This window comes from Vibrio sp. Vb0304 (genome assembly GCF_033338995.1).
Lineage (GTDB): Bacteria > Pseudomonadota > Gammaproteobacteria > Enterobacterales > Vibrionaceae > Vibrio > Vibrio alginolyticus.
This window is the reverse complement of sequence record NZ_JAWOTT010000039.1, coordinates 1-16,733: the sequence shown is the minus strand read 5'-3', so window position 1 is coordinate 16,733 and position 16,733 is coordinate 1. Positions and strand designations below refer to the sequence as shown.

Annotated in this window: 21 protein-coding genes and 1 pseudogene; 3 read left to right on the top strand and 19 right to left on the bottom strand. The window is 40.4% G+C overall.

Going from position 1 to position 16,733, the window contains the following annotated elements; all coding sequences use genetic code 11:
* Positions 1-186: 186 nt before the first annotated feature.
* From R7P35_RS23145 to R7P35_RS23105, 7 genes are all read right to left on the bottom strand, one after another.
* On the bottom strand, positions 187-696 hold the full coding sequence (locus R7P35_RS23145) for a hypothetical protein (protein WP_025769041.1): 510 nt from the start codon (positions 694-696) through the stop codon (positions 187-189).
* A 118-nt stretch (positions 697-814) separates the two neighbouring features.
* A complete protein-coding gene (locus R7P35_RS23140) occupies positions 815-1,054 on the bottom strand; it encodes a hypothetical protein (protein ID WP_318092685.1) in 240 nt (79 codons plus the stop codon).
* Between the two features lie 242 nt (positions 1,055-1,296).
* Positions 1,297-1,575, bottom strand: a complete 279-nt coding sequence (locus R7P35_RS23130; RefSeq protein ID WP_005448134.1) for a hypothetical protein — start codon at positions 1,573-1,575, stop codon at positions 1,297-1,299.
* 205 nt (positions 1,576-1,780) lie between these two features.
* A complete protein-coding gene (locus tag R7P35_RS23125) occupies positions 1,781-2,290 on the bottom strand; it encodes a DUF4303 domain-containing protein (protein ID WP_025769053.1) in 510 nt (169 codons plus the stop codon).
* 578 nt (positions 2,291-2,868) lie between these two features.
* On the bottom strand, positions 2,869-3,348 hold the full coding sequence (locus R7P35_RS23120; RefSeq protein ID WP_228076447.1) for a hypothetical protein: 480 nt from the start codon (positions 3,346-3,348) through the stop codon (positions 2,869-2,871).
* Between the two features lie 132 nt (positions 3,349-3,480).
* Entirely contained in the window at positions 3,481-3,834 is a 354-nt protein-coding gene (locus tag R7P35_RS23110; protein WP_025769043.1) for a VOC family protein, read from the bottom strand.
* A gap of 364 nt (positions 3,835-4,198) precedes the next feature.
* The gene (locus R7P35_RS23105) at positions 4,199-4,324 is read right to left on the bottom strand and encodes a hypothetical protein (RefSeq protein WP_257884104.1); all 126 of its coding nucleotides are present in this window, start codon (positions 4,322-4,324) and stop codon (positions 4,199-4,201) included.
* A gap of 317 nt (positions 4,325-4,641) precedes the next feature.
* On the opposite strand from R7P35_RS23105, the gene R7P35_RS23100 reads away from it, so the two are divergent.
* Positions 4,642-5,493 (top strand): hypothetical protein, encoded by an 852-nt coding sequence (locus tag R7P35_RS23100; RefSeq protein WP_025769044.1) that lies wholly within the window; start codon positions 4,642-4,644, stop codon positions 5,491-5,493.
* Between the two features lie 124 nt (positions 5,494-5,617).
* Here the strand turns inward: R7P35_RS23100 and R7P35_RS23095 are convergent, their stop codons facing one another.
* From R7P35_RS23095 to R7P35_RS23055, 9 genes are all read right to left on the bottom strand, one after another.
* Positions 5,618-6,172 carry a hypothetical protein gene (locus R7P35_RS23095; RefSeq protein WP_025769045.1) on the bottom strand — a complete coding sequence of 185 codons (555 nt, stop codon included), beginning with the start codon at positions 6,170-6,172 and terminating at the stop codon, positions 5,618-5,620.
* Positions 6,173-6,313: 141 nt separating this feature from the next.
* On the bottom strand, positions 6,314-6,823 hold the full coding sequence (locus tag R7P35_RS23090; RefSeq protein WP_025769053.1) for a DUF4303 domain-containing protein: 510 nt from the start codon (positions 6,821-6,823) through the stop codon (positions 6,314-6,316).
* Between the two features lie 132 nt (positions 6,824-6,955).
* A complete protein-coding gene (locus tag R7P35_RS23085; RefSeq protein WP_017058505.1) occupies positions 6,956-7,354 on the bottom strand; it encodes a DUF6232 family protein in 399 nt (132 codons plus the stop codon).
* A gap of 159 nt (positions 7,355-7,513) precedes the next feature.
* Positions 7,514-7,759: a hypothetical protein gene (locus R7P35_RS23080; RefSeq protein WP_004401144.1), complete on the bottom strand. Its 246-nt coding sequence runs from the start codon at positions 7,757-7,759 to the stop codon at positions 7,514-7,516.
* 228 nt (positions 7,760-7,987) lie between these two features.
* Positions 7,988-8,713: a hypothetical protein gene (locus tag R7P35_RS23075; RefSeq protein WP_025769000.1), complete on the bottom strand. Its 726-nt coding sequence runs from the start codon at positions 8,711-8,713 to the stop codon at positions 7,988-7,990.
* 832 nt (positions 8,714-9,545) lie between these two features.
* Entirely contained in the window at positions 9,546-9,971 is a 426-nt protein-coding gene (locus R7P35_RS23070) for a hypothetical protein (protein WP_080996695.1), read from the bottom strand.
* Positions 9,972-10,113: 142 nt separating this feature from the next.
* On the bottom strand, positions 10,114-10,491 hold the full coding sequence (locus R7P35_RS23065; RefSeq protein ID WP_025769001.1) for a DUF6979 family protein: 378 nt from the start codon (positions 10,489-10,491) through the stop codon (positions 10,114-10,116).
* 152 nt (positions 10,492-10,643) lie between these two features.
* Positions 10,644-11,045, bottom strand: a complete 402-nt coding sequence (locus R7P35_RS23060; protein WP_025769002.1) for an HIT family protein — start codon at positions 11,043-11,045, stop codon at positions 10,644-10,646.
* Positions 11,046-11,372: 327 nt separating this feature from the next.
* On the bottom strand, positions 11,373-11,561 hold the full coding sequence (locus R7P35_RS23055) for a hypothetical protein (protein WP_025630558.1): 189 nt from the start codon (positions 11,559-11,561) through the stop codon (positions 11,373-11,375).
* Between the two features lie 670 nt (positions 11,562-12,231).
* Between R7P35_RS23055 and R7P35_RS23050 the strand changes: the two are divergent.
* Together R7P35_RS23050 and R7P35_RS26595 are read left to right on the top strand one after the other, a co-directional pair.
* Positions 12,232-12,441, top strand: a pseudogene (locus tag R7P35_RS23050) (DUF1289 domain-containing protein); the annotation flags it as partial.
* A 192-nt stretch (positions 12,442-12,633) separates the two neighbouring features.
* A complete protein-coding gene (locus tag R7P35_RS26595; protein ID WP_228218910.1) occupies positions 12,634-12,957 on the top strand; it encodes an SH3 domain-containing protein in 324 nt (107 codons plus the stop codon).
* 135 nt (positions 12,958-13,092) lie between these two features.
* Here R7P35_RS26595 and R7P35_RS23040 read toward each other — a convergent pair whose 3' ends face one another.
* The 3 genes from R7P35_RS23040 to R7P35_RS23025 all read right to left on the bottom strand — a co-directional run bounded on the left by R7P35_RS23040 (position 13,093) and on the right by R7P35_RS23025 (position 16,536).
* Positions 13,093-13,455, bottom strand: a complete 363-nt coding sequence (locus R7P35_RS23040) for a VOC family protein (protein WP_005386966.1) — start codon at positions 13,453-13,455, stop codon at positions 13,093-13,095.
* A gap of 1,791 nt (positions 13,456-15,246) precedes the next feature.
* The gene (locus tag R7P35_RS23030; RefSeq protein WP_005448066.1) at positions 15,247-15,744 is read right to left on the bottom strand and encodes a DNA topology modulation protein; all 498 of its coding nucleotides are present in this window, start codon (positions 15,742-15,744) and stop codon (positions 15,247-15,249) included.
* A gap of 114 nt (positions 15,745-15,858) precedes the next feature.
* Positions 15,859-16,536 (bottom strand): response regulator, encoded by a 678-nt coding sequence (locus tag R7P35_RS23025; protein WP_042524158.1) that lies wholly within the window; start codon positions 16,534-16,536, stop codon positions 15,859-15,861.
* Between the last annotated feature and the right edge of the window lie 197 nt (positions 16,537-16,733).

Genomic DNA, 16,733 nt, shown 5'->3' with positions numbered 1-16,733 from the left:
ATTCACTTCCAAACTTTAGCATTTCTAACCTTAAACCTTGTGATTTGGTTACGTTTATCCTCTTGGCAACTAACGCTCTGTTAAGGTGTGAAGCACGCAATGACCAAGCTGCTGCATGGCACTTCAACACTAAAGTCAACGCATATCAAAAATGCTACGCGTGCTGAATCACTCTTAAACAGTTTGTTATGTTCGTAGCTTTTGTAGTCCTCGAACTGCCCGGTTAGTCGACTCTACCAAGTCAGTCCGCTTCAATTTATCTCGAATTGCCAACGCTTCTATGAACTGTTGCTCAGCCAGTTCATAGTTGCCAAGCTCAACGTTCAATTTACCCAAATGCTGTAAACTAAAACTCAAAGAGAGCTCACAAGCAAAATCCTGGCTTTTTAGGAATTCTTTTTCAGCGCCAATCATGTCACCTGCATATTGCAGAGCTATACCTGAAGTATGGGTTGACCAGAACTTGTTCTTAACGCTAGACGTTGAAGTTTGCACTTTAGAAGCCATCCAATAAGCCAACCTGCATAGCCCGATGATTCGTAAACAATCGGCTATCAATATTAACTGCCACTCTAGCTTCTCTTTTTTGTTTGAAAGTTTGAATATGAGAGCCTTATATAGTTTTACAACAAGTTTATGGAAAACGCTAAAAGTTACCCTATCTCTTTGATACTCCACCACGTCCTCCAAGAACATAACGCCGCATTAAGGGGTGAACAACGCTAACCACCTAACTTAAACCATTGTGCCGTAAACACTAAAGCTAATTCAAACCAAAACTGCCAAGCGTTGTGAATCCCTCTTGAATGCTTTGTTAGTTGCCAAACTTAAAGCCTTGATTTGAAGTTGATTGCCGCTTTGCCAACACTAACTTTACGTACGTTGAAAAACTAAAATCAGGCGCAGATCCAAAGCGCCTGTCACTGAAACCACTTGGAACAGATAGCGCCGCAGAAAGCGGACTAACAACACCAAAAAGATCTTTTGAGAAGACAATATTACAAAGCTGACTTTCAACAAGTAAATCGGTTTCTGAAACAGAAAATCCAACCACAAAAGAAACCTGAGAACGATTTTCACAAACTCGAACGATTCAAAATTGAAGTACGAAACCCCACCAAAACACACTGACTTTAACTCTAAACATTCTGTTTAAGCTGCATTTTCCTCGTTGGCAACTAACGCCCTGTTAAGGGGTGAGCAACGCAATACCAAAGCCGCCGCATACCACCTTAAACACAAAAACCAACGCACAGTAAAAATGCCACGCGTTGCGAATCCCTCTTGAACAGTTTGTTAGGCGACATTTCTACGTTTAACTTCTTTCTCATACGAAGATTCGTTGTATAGCCAAATAGCCCAAAATGCGAAAAACATCCCGATCGTGTAAATGGAGTAATTAAGAGCATTATCCGATAAGAAAATCGTAATGCTTGCAGCATCAGAAGATGGATAAAGGAAAATAACATTAAAAGTCATGTACAAAATGGCTGTGACGAAAGTTGTTCTGAAAAGCCAATTTAAAAATCCTTTCTTTCGAGATTTTTGCCAATTATCAAATGCTTTACCATTCATTAATCCACTCCTTTTCTATTAACTGAAGCTAGATTCACGCCAAGATACTATCACTACTCTATCGTTTATCTCATGTCGCCTAACGCCTTGTTAAGGTGTGAGGCGCGCAATACCGAAGCTCCCGCATAACACCTTAACCACTAAAACCAACGCATAGTAAAAATGCCACGCGTGCCGAATCACTCTTGAACAATTTGTTATACATTTATTCCGCCGCCTCTCGAAGCCAACTATCTAAGGACTCACGCGGATTTAACCTATATGCTCGTTCAACGTTTGTCGCGTCTGGCGGCATGATTTCTGCGTTGATATAAAGTTTATTTCGACAATTTAAGCTATCTAAGTAACCTTCAATATCCAAGCGCTTAAGAGTCGACTCCATCGCAGATAAAAGAACTGCCGTAGTCTCTTCACTAAAACCACATTCAGCGCTCACATTGTCCAAAAGTAGTTCAACATCCGAGAAGTATTCATCGCAGAAACCAAACAACGGTGAGTCTACATATGACCATTTTATTTCTTCTTGGTCTTCAGAGGATGAAGCTTCGGTTTGCAACAGTTCGTCAGACCAAGCCGAAAATATAGGTCGATGCCCCTCTCCAGTTGTGACCAAAGCTACGTAATAGAAGTGATGCTGCGGAAACTCAGACGACAACCTTACTATTATTGATTTGGTCGCCTTGTAGAGCATATTTTCTAGTTGTATAAGTTTCATATTGCTCCAAATGTATAACGCCCTGTTAAGGGGTGAGCAACGCAATACCGATGCTGCCGCATACCACCTTAATCACTTAAGCCAACGCATAGTGAAAATGCCACGTGTTGCGAATCCCTCTTGAACAGCTTGTTAACTGAGCGCCTTTCAGTTTTCGCCGTTCTTTCAGCCACTTTCGCCAAAGCTCATTTTGCTAATTAATGATTAGCAAAGCTAACCCAAATATGTATTTAACCAAAAAATTACCGTTTATCTTTAGTTTGAAATGCGTCTCACAACACCATACTTCGGCGATGTAAGTATGCCGGACTAATCGCGAATGCCTTATATTATTAGAAGGCTTTGTGTCGCCTTTCACATCAGTAAACTTAAGTATCAAACTGAAGTTAGTCACATTAGCTCAGCTAAGGAAACCGACCGAACACGCTAAATCTCTGAACCTAGAAACTGTATCATTGCGCTTTCATATTTTCTGCGCCAGTTAACGCCGCATTAAGGTGTGAGCAGCGCTTGGCTATACTTGAGCGAAGCGAAACTGCCAAGCGTTGCGAATCACTCTTAAATGCTTTGTTAGGTTTTTACTCAAATAGTTCACTAAACTTCTCTGAATTCCAGACTGAAACAACTGGCGAATCTGATACAACCGCTTTGCTAAAACCATACTTTTCGCTTTTAGTAACGAAAGCTATGGGAACGCTTCTATATAGTAAGGCTACTGAATTACCATCAGCCGACCATTGAAAGCTAAAATCTTGCTCTACTGTCTTCTCAATAATTGCTGTTTTGGAAACTAGCCCTTGGTGTAATTGTGGTGGTTCCCCTGCTCTCATTTTCTGCTTCCAAGATTCCTCGGAAACAGGCACGTACTGTATGTACGCAACAGCATCTCTTTCTGGCTTTTGAGTTTGAGGCTTAGTTAGGTAAAGCACCCCAGACTCTTCAAACTCATCGAGAATTGCATAACGTTCGGACACTTCGTTATATGAGCTTAAAAACAAACCCTCAGACATTACTACTCCTGACATCAACGTACACAAAATAAACAGAATTTTCTTCATGTGACTCCGAAAACCTAACGCCGCATTAAGGTGTGAGCAACGCAATGCCGATGCCGCCGCATACTGCCTTAAACACTAAAACCAATGCATAGTAAAAATGCCACGCGTTGCGAATCCCTCTTGAACAATTTGTTATGTGGTTTTCCCACGTAGCCCTATTAAGTTTCCAAATGGGTCCTCAACTTGGCACATTGAAAGCCCATCTTCAATCTCCATTGGCCCTCGATAAAGACACGCACCGAGTTCTTCAAAATGAGCCAGAGCAACACGTAAATTATCTACTGACCAGTAAACAACCGTACCACTTTTACCAGCCCCAACCTTTTTGTCTGCTTGGACTATTTCTAGTGAGAAACCATTTAGATCAAGCGCTGTGAAGTCAAAGTCAGGATGGTAAATCGGAACGGCTTCGGGGAAAGCTTTCTTGTACCATTCAAGCCCTTTCGCTACATCTGGGACATGAACAAGAACCGCTGATGGATTCATAATTTTTCTCCAACCACATAACGCCCTGCTAAGGGGTGAGCAACGCAATACAAAAGCCGCCGCATACCACCTTAATCACTAAATTCAACGCATAGTAAAAATGCCACGCGTTGCGAATCCCTCTTGAGCAGTTTGTTAGTTTGCAAACCCAAAGCGTTGATTTTACGTTATTTTAAGCTTTGCAAACAATAAACCTTATGTGTTTTGATGCACTTAAATCAGGCGTAGTCTCAAAGCGGCGACTCAATGAAACCACGTGGAACAAACAACGCCGCAGAAAACGAACTAACAACACCAAAAAGCGCTTTTGGAAAACCAATCTCACAATACGGACTTTCAACAAAGCCACTGAAACCACATGAACTTACCACACCATAGAAAACGCCATTTCAGCGAGTAGATCGGCTTTTGCACCAACAAACTCAACGAGCAGAGTTTCAGCAAAAAAGTTCGACTCAGTTAACCCCAAAGCCACCGTACCAAAGAACAAATCAACCGTTGAAACGATACCAATTTTGAGTTTACACCACGCAAGTTAACACTAAAATTGAATGCCGATAAGACAATTTCGACTTTAAGCTTTTACCACTAGATCTTGCGATATAGCTGCGTTTTCCTCTTGCAAACTAACGCCGCATTAAGGTGTGAGCGACGCTTGGCTGTACTTGAGCGAAGCGAAAACGCCAAGCGTTGCGAATCACTCTTAAATGCTTTGTTATACAAACGGTTAGTACCACACTAATACCATTGACATTAGCTCAATTTCTATGCACTTTATAATCAACTAGTCACACAAAGCAACACATAATGGAAAAACAAGTTAAAGATAGCCCTGCACGTTCCACAAACCTAGACCGTACAAAGTATGTGGCTTTCGTATTATCCTTTTACACATACTTTGCTGGAGCTCTATATTTTTATGGGATGATGAGTTCTCTTGGATTCAGAGGTGCGTCTTTAGATAGCATCTTTTCTCCTCTTGTATACTCCCAATACTTCGTTGCAGATATTTTATCTAAGACGTTTATTCTGCAAGACCTCAAAGTACTGTTTTTTCCTTTACAGAATACACTGATTGTAACTGTAGTCATTTTTGCAACTGCTCTGTTGATACACTATAAAGTTTGGGAAAAACTTTCTTTAAAAATTAACCGGAGAAGGCAAATTAAGGAGCCGCTTGTTAAACGCAACCTTCCTTTGGCTTCCTTACTCACTTTTCCATTAGTTTACTTTGGTCAATTACTCACTTTAGTTGCATTACTTGTCCTACTTTCACTTATTGCCCTTCCCTTGTTTACCCCATACTCCATGGGGGAAATTGCTGGAAGGAAAATTCTTGAACATAACAATGGTGAAGTATGTAAAAACTTTGATTGGAACTCTGAAGAATACAAAGCTAAAAATATAGTCCTAAGCTGTGACAGAATTCGTGTCACAAAGTCTGGCAAGTCGGTCATTGGTTCTGTAATACATACCGACCAAAAATTTGTATATGCGGTCACTAATGACTTACTTATTCGAGTAAAAGACGACCAAGTAGTATCTTGTGCAGCTAAACAATTCAAACAGGAAAAACAGGCACTAAAACAACAAAATAGGGAGCTAACCTCAATGTCATGCGAAGAGCTATATCTTCCAAATTCAGAGGGAACTATGTAAGTTTGTATAACGCCCTGTTAAGGTGTGAGCAACGCAATGCCAAAGCCGCTGCATACCACCTTAAACACTAAACGCAACGCATAGTGAAAATGCCACGCGTTGCGAATCACTCTTGAACAGTTTGTTAGGCTTTTAACTGTTCTCGCGCAATACTTGGATCTACTATTGTCAAGTCGAGTTCATTTTGGGCTTTATCTCGCATATCTTGAGCCATGTATATTTTTGTATCGTAGGTCACATATAGCCCTCTGTGATTCAAGTAATGATGCTTGAGTGAGTCATAGTCACCTATCCAATTTGATAGATTCTTGCCCGTTTGCCTTGGATTAAGTGTTTTGGGGTCTGGCCCAAACACACCGATAAACTTATCTTCTAACAAAGATGTATGAATACTTCCCAAACCCTCTCTAGGTGTTTCGTCATGAACTGAACCCAATAACGAAGCGTTTAGTCTAAATTCAGCCTGGTCTAATACTACTCCATATTCATCCATCAGCTTTCGAATATTGCTCTTTTGCTCGTTGTCCATTTTTGTAGTGTCAAAACTGAAAACTCGAGAAGAGCTATAAATCTGTATTTTATTTTTTTTACAGTGTTCTAGTAACTGGAAAATTTCTTCTTCATCTTTTCCATCAATAAGTCTTACCCACACACATGTATCAACAGTAATGGAATTCATTAATCCTCCAGAAGCCTAACGCCTTGTTAAGGTGTGAGGCGCGCAATACCGAAGCTCCCGCATAACACCTTAACCACTAAAACCAACGCATAGTAAAAATGCCACGCGTGCCGAATCACTCTTGAACAATTTGTTATACATTTATTCCGCCGCCTCTCGAAGCCAACTATCTAAGGACTCACGCGGATTTAACCTATATGCTCGTTCAACGTTTGTCGCGTCTGGCGGCATGATTTCTGCGTTGATATAAAGTTTATTTCGACAATTTAAGCTATCTAAGTAACCTTCAATATCCAAGCGCTTAAGAGTCGACTCCATCGCAGATAAAAGAACTGCCGTAGTCTCTTCACTAAAACCACATTCAGCGCTCACATTGTCCAAAAGTAGTTCAACATCCGAGAAGTATTCATCGCAGAAACCAAACAACGGTGAGTCTACATATGACCATTTTATTTCTTCTTGGTCTTCAGAGGATGAAGCTTCGGTTTGCAACAGTTCGTCAGACCAAGCCGAAAATATAGGTCGATGCCCCTCTCCAGTTGTGACCAAAGCTACGTAATAGAAGTGATGCTGCGGAAACTCAGACGACAACCTTACTATTATTGATTTGGTCGCCTTGTAGAGCATATTTTCTAGTTGTATAAGTTTCATATTGCTCCAAATGTATAACGCCTTGTTAAGGTGTGAGGCACGCAATACCGAAGGTTCCGCATAACACCTTAACCACTAAAGCCAACGCATAGTAAAAATGCCACGCGTGCCGAATCACTCTTGAACAATTTGTTATACGAATTTTTTCAGTGCCAACACTTGCTGTTCAAATAACTCACAATCTGACTTTGAGTATGACTTAGCGACATTGACCCATTGAACGCCCGTTTCATCTATGTGGCGAAACTCGACTTGAAGTGCATATTTAGAACAACGAAAAAGAGCAAAAACCAAACCTACAACCGTCAGACTAAGAACTAAAACTAGTAGCCATTGTGGCACCTCTTCCAACCTTGGAATAACTAACCAAACTGCCCCTGAAAAAACACACACCCAGAATAAAACTTGACCTAAATTATCAAGAAAACTTAACTTTTTAACCCTAACATTGTTTATCTTAGACAAAGGATATGAGTCTTTCTTAAACCTGAACTCTTTTGAATCCAAGTTAAAATCAGTACTTTTGTACATAATTTCCCTCTATTCGTATAACGCCCTGTTAAGGGGTGAGCAACGCAATACCGAAGCTGCCGCATACCACCTTAACCACCAAAGCTAACGCATAGTAAAAATGCCACGCGTTGCGAATCCCTCTTGAACAGATTGTTATGTCTCTTACTTCATTTCTAACTAGCTATTTTCTAGAAGTGACTTAGCCTGAGCTATTGTTTCTTTAAGCGCCTTAATTTCAGCACGCTGCTGCTTAAATTGTTTATAAAATTCTTCTAACTTTTCACCATCGATCATGACGTTGAATGTCGAGTTGTCCCTGTAGTGAGCCCTAGAAATTGCTCTTGAAACATGAGTTTCGGCAGAAGCGTTCTCTGAAGGTGTCTCGCTAAGTTTGTTGAATTCGGATTGAGTTGGGAAAATCATTTTTATCTCCAAGAGAGTTAACGCGATGATATTTTTACATATCAGTTTGGATTTAAAAGCTTATAAGTCACATTTAGGTATGATTTTTCACTCAGAGACATAACGCCCTGTTAAGGGGTGAGCAACGCAATACCAAAGCCGCCGCATACCACCTTAATCACTTAAACCAACGCATAGTAAAAATGCCACGCGTTGCGAATCCCTCTTGAACAGTTTGTTAGTTTTATTTTACAAGATCCGTATTGTTGAATACTCAAATGTCCCTAAATCTACAGCTAATTCATTTGTGAATGCTTCTTTGTATGCGTTTGCATCAAAGCCGACAAACTTTACACCTTGATCATTGAGAGCTTTAAAGACTTTAACAGCTGCTGATATATAAATTGGGATTATATTTACATAAACCTGCTTTAGCGGATATCTTTCACCTTGGGCATACTTTTTAAGTTCGCCAAAGCTCAGATCATTTTCAAGCTGGTTTAACAATTTCTGGCGATTTTTATCACTCATACGATCTTCAAGAAATGGTGAGCCTAATGAAGCATCAACTCGGAGGTAGAAGTCCTCTAGCTTATATAAGTGCTTCATTTTATGACCACTAGTCAATATGTCGTGGCTTGCGAGCAAAAACTCTCCACCTAGATACTTCTTGTGCCCATCATTTAAGCCCATTTCTTGATTCCAAGTTTTAAATAACAAATGGTTACGGTGATGAACCGCATTTCTCAATAAAATCAGAACTGCTGTATCTGCATGGTCAAAGTAATCAAAAAGATCCTTTGTTACATCATACAAGCTATGGAAAGCTTCAAGCTTTGCTTCCATAGCCCTATCTAAGTTATCAATAGCCTCTTCGGCATCAACCAACTTTAAACGATTGAAATTCATATGTGCTTCGCCATAAATCCTCATGGCATTCGCTAATTTGCTTAACGCTTGTTCTTGTATAACCACTATTTTTCCTACGATAAACTGACGGATAAAACTAACGCCCTGCTAAGGGGTGAGCAACGCAATACAAAAGCCGCCGCAAACCATCTTAATCACTAAATTCAACGCATAGTGAAAATGCCACGCGTTGCGAATCCCTCTTGAGCAGTTTGTTAGTCGCGAGGCACCGAGCGACAATTTTAAGCCGAACTAAACTTTGCGAACAACAAACTTTATGTGCTTTGATGCATTTAACTCAGGCGCAGTCTCAAAGCGGCTACTCAATGAAACCACTTAGAACAAGCAACGCCGTAGAAAACGGACTGACAATACCAAAAAGCGCTTTTGGAAAGCCAATCTCACAGTGCGGACTTGCAACAAAGCCACTGAAACCACGTGGAACTTAAAACACCAGAGAAGACGACTTTTCAGCGAGTAGATCTGCTTTTGAACCAACAAACTCAACGAGCAGAGTTACAACCAAAAACAAATTCTCGATTACCCTGCTCTGTCAGCACCAAAGAACAAAACAACCGTGAGGACACTTGCAAAATTTTGGACTTAAAACCGTTAAAACTGAGTTTTGACCATTGACGATAGATCTGTGTACCAAACAAACTACTGCCAAATTTTTAGGTCAGAAACATGATTTTGACTGCTAGCTTTTTCTGGCGACTAACGCCGCATTAAGGTGTGAGCAACGCTGCCACCTACACTAAACCGTTGCGCCGTAAACACGAAACCCAACCTTGAACTGAAAATGCCAAGCGTTGAGAATCACGCTTAAATGCTTTGTTATGTTTGTTGAATTAGCAGCCGCATTATCTATTAGAAACGACATCTTATTTTTAGTTTCTTACCACTCACAGTAGTTTTTAGAATTAGGCTTGTCCGGATCAAGAATTTGAACACAGAAGTTGTTTGACAGTTTATATTCACCGATAGCTGCTCTTACAGCATCCGATGTAACAGCAGATGAAAAATCAAACAAAAATGGTAAAATATCTCTACTTTTATCCCATTCTTTAGACAAATCTTCCGCAACATCTAAACCCAAATTCCAATGCCCTTCATTCATGCTGGAAAAATCATATAACTTCCATGCTGCAATATCATCCAATGATGCGGAATCTCCAGATTCATAGAAAGAAACTTCTATCTTAGAGTGCCACGGAAACACCCCAATATCGATCAGATCAATTTCTTTATCTGACAACCTTTCAAGGTTTGAACGAAAATATTCGAGAAGGGCTTTCTCTATTTTTTTTATACAATATTCCATTTTTTCCTCGGAGAACATAACGCCCTGTTAAGGGGTGAGCAACGCAATACCAAAGTTGCCGCATACCACCTTAATCACTAAAACCAACGCATAGTGAAAATGCCACGCGTTGCGAATCCCTCTTGAACAGTTTGTTATGTGCTTACTCCAGCAACCCTAGAGACAACAACGACACAACAACATCCATTTGGCTATTATGCACTTTAGACTCGGAGCCACATGACTGAACCCAGAGTTTTTTGATGTTATTTTGCATGCTTGGATTTTCGTTTAGCAGCCTAACTGCCTCTAAAGCATATTGTTTATTTAAAACTGATTTTGTATAGCTTCCTTTGGGCACGCCAACGACAAAGCCACTTTCGGCTAAACCTAGAAAAGCGTTTTTTGGACACTCTTTTTTGATGGAAGTAGCATTGTCCTTGAACTCTTTTTCTGCAGCTGTATTCCAAGCTTCAACTGGACAGACTCCAGTTTGAGCGATGTGAGTAGCTGCTACAGCAACATCACCATATTTGTTCATTTGAACTCCTGCACATAACGCCTTGTTAAGGTGTGAGGCACGCAATACCGAAGCCTCCGCATAACGCCTTAACCACTAAAACCAACGCATAGTAAAAATGCCACGCGTGCCGAATCACTCTTGAACAATTTGTTAGCATACTTTTTCAATGCTCATAGATCATTAAGTGATTCTCTTAGTTTATCCATAGTTTGAATTCCAAGCTCACTACTAACCCAACCGTACTGGTCGCCATGAAACCTAGGGAAAATATGCAAATGGTAGTGATCGAGCTCGTTAAAATGAGGAGTCTCTCCATTGTTTTGCATAAAGCCGATACCATCAGGATTGAACTTAGCTTCTATACGTTTATATAAATCTCTTGCAACGTCGGTGATCTCAAAAAATACAGACTCAGGCAGGTCAATGAAAGTACGGTATTGAGTCTTAGGACAAATTAAAATATGCCCAAAGTTGATTGGATCATGGTCTGCAAAAGCTATAACTTGGTCAGATTCGTACACGATGACCGAGTCAATTTCACGATTAACAATTTGTTCGACTATCGTAGCCATCTGAACTCCTATCAAAGTATGCTAACGCCGCGTTAAGGGGTGAACAACGCTATACCACCCAACTTAAACCATTATGCCATATACACAAAAGCCAAACTTTGAACCAAAACTGCCAAGCGTTGAGAATCCCTCTTGAACGCTTTGTTATGTTTGTTATAACGACTTCACCCGCTCTATTACTTTGTCATATTCATCACGGTGTTTTGAACTGTGCAGGCACTCCTCTTTGGTACTAAAAACAGATCTGTTAGTAACGAAAACACAACGCCAATTAAAACAGCTCTCTGCGCTTTTGAAACTCTATCACGCTGCTATTGCGAATACATCTTAAACGCTTTGTTCTGCTTTATTTTTCTTGTTGATCGCATCAATGATGCCAGCAGCAATAACAAACAAAGTACCATTCAAGAATATCAGTAAACCAACAGTTTCATGAATCGAGCTTTTAGCCCCAGAAAAAACAACAAAGCCCAAAAAGTAAAGTAAAACGCCAACAGCAAAGAATAAAATTTGCATGATAAAGATCCTTATAATTTCAATTAAAAACATAACGCCGCATTAAGGGGCAGCAACGCGCTACCGCCAAACTTCAATTTAACACCGTAAACGCAGATGCCAAGATTTAAATTAAACTCGCCACGCGTTGACTGTCCCTCTTGAATGCTTTGTTAGTTGCCAAGCCTAACGCTTTGATTTGAAGTTAATTGCCGCTTTGCCAACACGAACTTTACGTGTTTTGGCAAACTTAAATCAGGCGCAGTTTCAAAGCGACTGTCACTGAAACCACTTGGAACACAAAACGCCGTAGAAAGCGGACTGACAAAACCTAAGAGCTCTTTTGGAAAGACAATGCTACAGAGCGAGCTTTCAACAAGTAAATCGGCTTCTGAAACAGAAACCCCAAACCACACAAGAAACTAAAACACGATTTTGACAAACCCAAATCGCTAGAAATTGAAATACGGCAACCTAGCCAACAATACACGGACATTAACCCTAAATATTCTGCATTAGCTGAGTTTTCCTCGTTGGTAACTAACGCCGCATTAAGGTGTGAGCGACGCTTGGCTATACTTGAGCGAAGCGAAAATGCCAAGCGTTGCGAATCACTCTTAAATGCTTTGTTAGCAGTAATTTTTGCGTTTAGAATACTAAACTAATGGAGTATAAATTTTAAGGTAAATAAATGGAACAATTGGAGTTCTTCAGCGTACCAAGTCCTTGCGTGGGTGTATGTACTATCGATGCAGAAGGCTACTGCCAAGGCTGTATGCGCAAACGAGAAGAACGTTTTAATTGGTTGAGCATGACTCCAGCGCAACAACTTCATGTAATAAAACTCTGTCGCCAAAGATACATGAGTAAAATGAGGTCTAGAGGACAAACTCAAGACCTATTCGACAAAGTCAAAGAGCATCTCGACAGCAATAACTTACAGCTTGATTTCAATATTAGACATGAAATCGAAGTGAAAGTATTTCAGCAAAATGACCTTGATAGCCTATCTGACAAAGCAATCAGAGCTTTATTTAAGATTCTTGAGATCATAGTATTACCTTTTATTCTATCGTGCTTAGCGACTCTATACATGGAGCAGTCAGATAAAATCCGAACCGTCTTTCAGGGTCTTACATCTACCAAAGAAGTAAAACATGAGATCAGAAATAATACATTTGATAATTCATTTCAAAACTATCGAATAGTTATCGCAACCAAACTAAATCTGAGAGAACACCCCACAACTAAGAGTGCCGTAATGGGGACATTGCCTCTTGGCGATGTGTTAGAAACTTTGGACGCTGAAGACCGACACTGGCTCTATGTCCGAGTAGAATTAGATGGTGAGATAGTCACGGGTTGGGTATATCGCCGTTACACTAAGCGACTAAAGACGCATGGAAGTGCCAGATGATTACTGCTAACGCCTTGTTAAGGTGTGAGGCGCGCAATACCGAAGCTTCCGCATACCACCTTAACCACTAAAACCAACGCATAGTAAAAATGCCACGCGTGCCGAATCACTCTTGAACAATTTGTTATGTACGTGCTAAAGGTACACTACTGACTCCACATTGTTGCCCTCAGGGTCAATCAAAAACGCAGCGTAGTAGTTTGGAGCATAGTGTTTTCGTAAACCAGGCTTACCGTTGCATTTACCACCTAAAGATAACCCCGCTTGATGAAACGCAGAAACTTGTAATTTGTTTGATGCAGAAAAAGCAATATGGCACTTAGAATTACTGACGCCTTTTTCAATTAGAAACCTTACATTTGGCTCGCTCGAAAGCCCAAAGCCAGCAGCATTTTCATCTGACCACTTGAGTTCAATACCCAATGGCTCTAGCACATTCTTGTAAAACACACGACATTCTTCGAATGCAACTACCTTAATTTCAAAATGATCTATCACTCTCAATCCTTTAGAGTTGGTTACAATTTTCCTTAAAGTACATAACGCCTTGTTAAGGTGTGAGGCACGCAATACCTAAGCTCCCGCATAACACCTTAACCACTAAAATCAACGCATAGTAAAAATGCCACGCGTGCCGAATCACTCTTGAACAATTTGTTATGTTTATTACCACCCGCCAGTACGTTATCGTAAATGAGCAGAACAGTTTTACCGGCTAAAAACTTAGCTTTTACCTGCTGCTAAAAAAGCAGAAAATCCCATAAAAACAAAGGATATGAAGAGTGACACCATAGAATATCGAATGACAGTAAACAACCAAGAGCTACTTTCAGGATACTTCGAGATATTTTCGCTACTTCTTACGTAATTAAAGAGAAGCGCACTAGAAAAAGGAACAAACAAAAAGTAGATCGCTTTATATCTACTCGGGTCTATTCTTTTCATCTGCAATCCGAGGGAAATACTACTCCCAAGGAGCACTATCATTGAAGATATGAGCACTAGAAAAGCCGCAAATGCTAGTAACGAATACACATCCATGAACTCTCTTTTCCCACAATAAGCATCTGAATATTAACTATAGTTTTCTACACGCGACTAAGAAACATAACGCCTTGCTAAGGTGTGAGGAACGCAATACAAAAGCTACCGCACAGCACCTTAATCACATAAGCCACCGCAAATTGAAAATGCCACGCGTTACGAATCACTCTTAAGCAATTTGTTAGTACATGCGCTACTTCTATTTATGGGCTCCAAGATATTGAAAAGTGGCATAATATGAAAGGCTTTGAACACTGAAGTGAGACGGGCAACTACAAAACTTAAACTCGGTTAAGAGACGAGAGTTGGCTAGAAGAAAAATGCACTGAGCTGCCCTACTTTCACTGGCTTAAAATTAGAACAGGATTCTATCCTCGTACTTCAACAGCCACACCAAAAGTAATCAAGGTTCTCTCAAAAACCACCTCGAAAATGAAGAAGCACCAAAGAAATAGGTTAAGAGTTAGAAATCGTAAACGGTGAAATCAAAGCGAACACTCCGCATATAGTGCCACCGGAAAGAACGTGAAAGGAACCAACTGAAAGGTGTAAAGGTAAGCACTAAAACAAATAAACACCCAAACTTATGACCTTTGGTGCCAAACCCGTACTAACGCCCTGCTAAGGGGTGAGCAACGCAATACAAAAGCCGAAGCAAACCACCTTAATCACTAAATTCAACGCATAGTAAAAATGCCACGCGTTGCGAATCCCTCTTGAGCAGTTTGTTAGTCGCGAGGCACCGAGCGACAATTTTAAGCCGAACTAAATTCTGCAAACAACAAATTTTATGTGCTTTGATGCATTTAAGTCAGGCGCAGTCGCAAAGCAGCTATTCAATGAAACCACGTGGAACTTACAACACCAGAGAAAACGTCATTTCAGCGAGTAAATTGGCTTTTGTACCAACAAACTCACCGAGCGGAGTTGCAACCAAAAACAGATTTTCGATTGCCCCGCCCTATCACCACCAAAGAACGAAACAACCGCTTGGAAAATAGCAATGCATTGACTTAGAACCGATGAAACTGAGCTTTGACCGTCGAAGATGGAACTATGAACCAAACAACCAGTAGCCAAGTTTTGAGCTTAGAAACATGATTTTGACTGCTAGCTTTTTCTGGCGTCTAACGCCCTGTTAAGGGGTGAGCAACGCAATACCAAAGCCGCCGCATACCACCTTAAACACTAAAACCAACGCATAGTAAAAATGCCACGCGTTGCGAATCCCTCTTGAACAGTTTGTTAACTGGATTTGCAAAGGCGGAGCGCTTGCTCTCCCGATTTTGCGATAATTACACGCTTATTTCTTGTAAGCGTCTTGAGTTTGTCCATTATTAGGGGTTTCGACTTTTTGGGATAGTCCCATAAAAATTTGATGAACTCGATATCAAACCTTTCATCGCAACCTTCAGCTAAATCTGGACGCTTACTACTTAATAATGTTCTCTTTAGTGCTCGATAGATACAGGTATATCGGTTTACATCTAAGAATATTACTGTATCACAAGCTTCAAATCTTATATCAAGGGTGCTCTGATAATTACCATCGATAATCCAACACTCGCTTTCACAAAGACCTTTTTGAATTTTGATCCAGTCATCTTTTGGAGTTTTAACCCAATTTGGTTTCCAATATAGCTGATCGAGATGATGAACAGGCAAATTCAACTCTGTACCTAATAGTGCCGAAAATGTGGATTTACCCGAACCACCGGAACCAATGACCGCAATTCTTTTCATCGGACTTACCTCGTCATCAATCCAGTTAACGCCGCATTAAGGTGTGAGCGGCGCTTGGCTATACTTGAGCGAAGCGAAACCGCCAAGCGTTGCGAATCACTCTTAAATGCTTTGTTAGCCATGTACTCCAATGTCTAAAGAACTTAACAATACTGTGCCAGAGGAAGTTATACTATTAACTCCAGCCTCTATTGCTTCGTCTCTCAAGTTTTTGGCAGCCCAGCCACCACAATAAATATGTATAGGGATTTCATTATCCATCATCCGAATTTCACGAGCTAACTCAATTCCAGCACGGTCTCCTTCCGGTCTTCCCATATCTGATATAACACTGTCATATCTGCCATTTCGGTACATATTTAATGCAGATTTAGTAGACTCCGCCGTTTTCACAGTAACTCCCATAGACTCTAAGTTAGCGATCAAAAATGCATTGTTTTGTGGTTGATCATCTACCCACAATACTCTACTGATTCGTTGACTTTCCGCTCTATGTGATTCATCAATAATTAAGGGAGTATCGTCACGTGACGAAAGAGCATCTACTACTTTTCTTAGGTCACCTATTTCACTTTGCATATCAGAAATAATAATTCTTTGCTGCTCTGTAACTTCATCCATCGTAAGCTCATTACCAGCAACTTTTAGTGTAAATTTCCGTGATGTCGCTGACTCAATTAATGATTTAATCGTGCTTTTAAAAGAAAACAATAAGTACACAAAAATCAAAGGCCACAGGATTTTAGATAAGGCTTCCATGAGCTTTACTAAATCTATTTCCCCAAATATCATTTATATCTCCTATATGGCTAACGCCCTGTTAAGGGGTGAGCAACGCAATACCGAAACCGCCGCAAACCACCTTAAACACTAAAATCAACGCATAGTAAAAATGCCACGCGTTGCGAATCCCTCTTGAACAGTTTGTTATGTGGTTTTCCCACGTAGTCCTATTAAGTTTCCAAATGGATCCTCAACTTGGCACATTG

What these genes read in the sequence shown, in the direction of transcription:
- R7P35_RS23030 (WP_005448066.1), bottom strand. Translation starts at nt 15,744, where the DNA reads ATGAAAAGAATTGCGGTCATTGGTTCCGGTGGTTCGGGTAAATCCACA.
- R7P35_RS23070 (WP_080996695.1), bottom strand. Translation starts at nt 9,971, where the DNA reads ATGGAATATTGTATAAAAAAAATAGAGAAAGCCCTTCTCGAATATTTT.
- R7P35_RS23080 (WP_004401144.1), bottom strand. Translation starts at nt 7,759, where the DNA reads ATGATTTTCCCAACTCAATCCGAATTCAACAAACTTAGCGAGACACCT.
- R7P35_RS23125 (WP_025769053.1), bottom strand. Translation starts at nt 2,290, where the DNA reads ATGAAACTTATACAACTAGAAAATATGCTCTACAAGGCGACCAAATCA.
- R7P35_RS23085 (WP_017058505.1), bottom strand. Translation starts at nt 7,354, where the DNA reads ATGTACAAAAGTACTGATTTTAACTTGGATTCAAAAGAGTTCAGGTTT.
- R7P35_RS23100 (WP_025769044.1), top strand. Translation starts at nt 4,642, where the DNA reads ATGGAAAAACAAGTTAAAGATAGCCCTGCACGTTCCACAAACCTAGAC.
- R7P35_RS23130 (WP_005448134.1), bottom strand. Translation starts at nt 1,575, where the DNA reads ATGAATGGTAAAGCATTTGATAATTGGCAAAAATCTCGAAAGAAAGGA.
- R7P35_RS23065 (WP_025769001.1), bottom strand. Translation starts at nt 10,491, where the DNA reads ATGAACAAATATGGTGATGTTGCTGTAGCAGCTACTCACATCGCTCAA.
- R7P35_RS23145 (WP_025769041.1), bottom strand. Translation starts at nt 696, where the DNA reads ATGTTCTTGGAGGACGTGGTGGAGTATCAAAGAGATAGGGTAACTTTT.
- R7P35_RS23025 (WP_042524158.1), bottom strand. Translation starts at nt 16,536, where the DNA reads ATGATATTTGGGGAAATAGATTTAGTAAAGCTCATGGAAGCCTTATCT.
- R7P35_RS23110 (WP_025769043.1), bottom strand. Translation starts at nt 3,834, where the DNA reads ATGAATCCATCAGCGGTTCTTGTTCATGTCCCAGATGTAGCGAAAGGG.
- R7P35_RS23120 (WP_228076447.1), bottom strand. Translation starts at nt 3,348, where the DNA reads ATGAAGAAAATTCTGTTTATTTTGTGTACGTTGATGTCAGGAGTAGTA.
- R7P35_RS23090 (WP_025769053.1), bottom strand. Translation starts at nt 6,823, where the DNA reads ATGAAACTTATACAACTAGAAAATATGCTCTACAAGGCGACCAAATCA.
- R7P35_RS23060 (WP_025769002.1), bottom strand. Translation starts at nt 11,045, where the DNA reads ATGGCTACGATAGTCGAACAAATTGTTAATCGTGAAATTGACTCGGTC.
- R7P35_RS26595 (WP_228218910.1), top strand. Translation starts at nt 12,634, where the DNA reads ATGGAGCAGTCAGATAAAATCCGAACCGTCTTTCAGGGTCTTACATCT.
- R7P35_RS23055 (WP_025630558.1), bottom strand. Translation starts at nt 11,561, where the DNA reads ATGCAAATTTTATTCTTTGCTGTTGGCGTTTTACTTTACTTTTTGGGC.
- R7P35_RS23095 (WP_025769045.1), bottom strand. Translation starts at nt 6,172, where the DNA reads ATGAATTCCATTACTGTTGATACATGTGTGTGGGTAAGACTTATTGAT.